Source organism: Synechococcus sp. R3-13 (assembly GCF_047462195.1).
Taxonomy (GTDB): domain Bacteria; phylum Cyanobacteriota; class Cyanobacteriia; order Thermostichales; family Thermostichaceae; genus Thermostichus.
Genome location: NZ_JANSIO010000307.1, coordinates 1 through 2,815, shown reverse-complemented (window position 1 = coordinate 2,815; position 2,815 = coordinate 1). Strand labels below are relative to the sequence as shown.

Sequence of the window (2,815 nt, the reverse complement as noted above, 5' to 3'; positions counted from 1 at the left end):
GTCCCCTGCTCTACCGCTGAGCTACTGAGCCAGGACAGCGCTTAACTAGAATAGCACTCTTGGGCCGGAACTGCGCCTCAGAAAATCCCCTCAGCCCCCTCTCGGGAAGAAGCCCCAGACAAGGCAATGCCTATCGGCAGGTCAGGGCAGCTTCATAAACCCGTCGGTTGGCCGCGAGAGACTTCTCCAAATCCACCAGTGGGCGAGGGTAGTCCACCCCCAGCCGAACTCCAAATTGCTTCTGCTCGGCAGCAGTGAGGCGATAGGGCTCGTGGATTTTATCCCCCGGGATCCCGGCCAATTCCGGCAACCAGTGGCGCAGATAGTCTCCTTTGGGATCGTACTCGCGAGATTGTTTGGGGATGTGGAAGTAGCGGAAGCCGCGGGCATCGTTCCCTACGCCGGCGGTGTAGTTCCAATTGCCGTAGTTGCTGGCCACGTCGTAGTCGATGAGCAGCGACTCAAACCACTCAGCGCCCATGCGCCAGTCGATGCCCAGGTTCTTGGTCAAAAAGCTGGCCACATTCTGCCGTCCCCGGTTGGACATAAATCCGGTAGCCGCCAGCTCCCGCATGTTGGCATCCACCAAGGGGTAGCCCGTCTCACCCCGACACCAAGCCTGAAAGCGCGGCCAATCCTGCTGCCAAGGGATGGGGATCCCTTGGATCCCAGAAGGACGGAACAGTTTAGCGCCGTGCTTGGCCAAGATAAACCGAAAATAATCCCGCCACAGCAGCTCGAACACCAGCCAGTAGGTGGACTCATTGCGCACCCGCTCCTGCTCGTAACGCTTGACCTCGGCATAGACGGTGCGAGGGGAGATGCAGCCCAGGGCCAACCAAGCAGAAAGCCGGGAGCTATCGTCGGGATCCAACATGCCGTTGCGGGTTTCTTTGTAGATGCGCAGCCGATCCCGATCCCAAAAGTAGGTTTGCAGGCGGGCATGGGCAGCGGTGCTCCCGCCAAGGTAGGTGAAGCGGGCCCGTGGATCCCCGTCAGGTGAAGATAGCCCCAGCGAGGCCAGGGTGGGCAGAGGGCCGGGATCCAAACCCGATGGCAGGGGGGGGATCGAGGGAATGGGCAAGGGATCCCGGATGGGAGTGCTTTCCTCGACTTGCTTTCGAAAGCGGGTGAACAGCTCCGGCAGTTGCGAGAGACAAAAGGGGAGATCCTCAGGGTGATAGAGGGTATGGCCCCAATCAACCTGCAGCCGGATCCCCAGAGACCGCAAAGCCCGCTCAACAGCAGCCGCCACCTCCTTCTCCTCGGTGCCCACCTCTTCATGGGCGTAGACCGCCTTGACTCCCCACTCCTGTGCCAAGGTGGGGATCACCTGTTCTGGCTGTCCCTGGCGGATCACCAAATCCGAGCCGCGCGACCGCAACTGCTGCCGCAAATCCGCCAAACTCTCCAGCAAAAACTGACCGCGGAAAGGGCCGGTTCTGGGGCGGAGCCCAAGGGAAGTCTCGCCGAACTGGCGGGGATCCAAGCAATACAAGGGGATCAAAGGGGATCCCTGTTGGCAGGCCCGCGTCAGCGGCTGGTGATCCAGCAGGCGCAAGTCGGTGCGAAACCACAGCAGGACGGTCATTCTGCAGCTACCCTACACGGATCCCGCGGACTCAGACTTGGACACCCGAACCCCAGCTGGACGCCCCAGCTCAGGGCTGGGAACAAAATGAGGCACATCGGCAGCCGGGATGTGAACAGGGGCCTTGGTGCGCGGATGATAGGTTTGCCGGGCGGGACGATGGCGCAGCGAGAACGTGCCAAAGCGAGCCAGCCGCACGGATCCCCCCTGGGCCAGGCATTGGCTAATGCTGTCCAGCATAGCCTCCAGAGCAGCAGCAGCCATTTCCACGGTCAGGCCATCCACCTGCGCGGCCATCTGGCGGGCCAGCAAACGGCGAGTCAAATGAGGAGGAGAAGCCACCAACCGACCCTCTAGACAACAGAACACAGACAGGGGCTTAGAGCACCTCCAGTTCACTCTCGAAAAACCAATGTCGAGAGCGATCGGGAAACTCCAGAATGTAGCCGACACCGCTGCCATCGACCACACGCCGTGCCAGCACCACAGCCTCTTTGCCCACCAGAGCGCTGAGGTTTTCTTGTCCGCGATCCTGGACAGAGCGAACTTTGACCTTATTTCCAACCTTGATCGCCATAAAACCGCGAAGAGACTTACCACTCAAGATGGTACGGCAAAAGTCCCCTTGCCGAGCTCCTGCCGCACCTCTGCTGGGGTTGACCCCGATGGGATTGCTAGAATGGGGTCAGAGTGCCGTGCCCCAGGGAAGACTGCCTCCGTGATTGCCCTTTCCCTCAAACCCGCCCACTGCTCCTGGAGCGTTATCAGCTTTCCCTCCACCCTCTACACTCAGCCTGTCCTCGATCTCTTGATCTCAAAAGTCCCTCCTGCCTGGAGAGCGGAAATACGTTTGGGCCTACAGGAAGCAATCATCAATGCCGTCCGCCACGGCAACGGCCTCGATCCCAACAAGAAGGTGATCATCGAGTACGCCAGCTCGGAGCCCTTTTACCAATGGCTGGTGCGGGATCAAGGGCCCGGCTTTCGTCCCCAATGCAAGCTCCACCTCTGCCAACACGGCATCTCGGAAACTGAAGAAGAGGACTCCGTCCCGCTGTCGCGATCGGGCCGGGGGATGCTTCTGCTCACCCAAATCTTCGACTTTGTGGAGTGGAATGAAATGGGCAACCAGGTCTATCTGGCCAAGTACATCCACCCCAACTGCCGGGATCCCTGGATAGTCTGACCCTCAATGCCACTCCCAAAACAGCTTGCCCATTTGGG

The 2,815-nt window shown here is 60.1% G+C and carries 4 protein-coding genes; 1 reads left to right on the top strand and 3 read right to left on the bottom strand.

Annotation, left to right across the window (positions count from 1 at the left end; genetic code table 11):
• Window positions 1-130: 130 nt before the first annotated feature.
• Genes NW856_RS09640 through NW856_RS09630 form a run of 3 tightly spaced genes read right to left on the bottom strand, consistent with a single transcriptional unit; the run spans window position 131 to window position 2,168 of the window.
• The gene (locus NW856_RS09640; RefSeq protein WP_414399995.1) at window positions 131-1,591 is read right to left on the bottom strand and encodes a DASH family cryptochrome; all 1,461 of its coding nucleotides are present in this window, start codon (window positions 1,589-1,591) and stop codon (window positions 131-133) included.
• Between the two features lie 12 nt (window positions 1,592-1,603).
• Entirely contained in the window at window positions 1,604-1,933 is a 330-nt protein-coding gene (locus tag NW856_RS09635) for an HU family DNA-binding protein (protein WP_238376891.1), read from the bottom strand.
• A 37-nt stretch (window positions 1,934-1,970) separates the two neighbouring features.
• On the bottom strand, window positions 1,971-2,168 hold the full coding sequence (locus NW856_RS09630) for a cytochrome b6f subunit family protein (protein ID WP_041436278.1): 198 nt from the start codon (window positions 2,166-2,168) through the stop codon (window positions 1,971-1,973).
• A 141-nt stretch (window positions 2,169-2,309) separates the two neighbouring features.
• On the opposite strand from NW856_RS09630, the gene NW856_RS09625 reads away from it, so the two are divergent.
• Window positions 2,310-2,777 (top strand): ATP-binding protein, encoded by a 468-nt coding sequence (locus tag NW856_RS09625; RefSeq protein ID WP_414357683.1) that lies wholly within the window; start codon window positions 2,310-2,312, stop codon window positions 2,775-2,777.
• Window positions 2,778-2,815 lie beyond the last annotated feature (38 nt).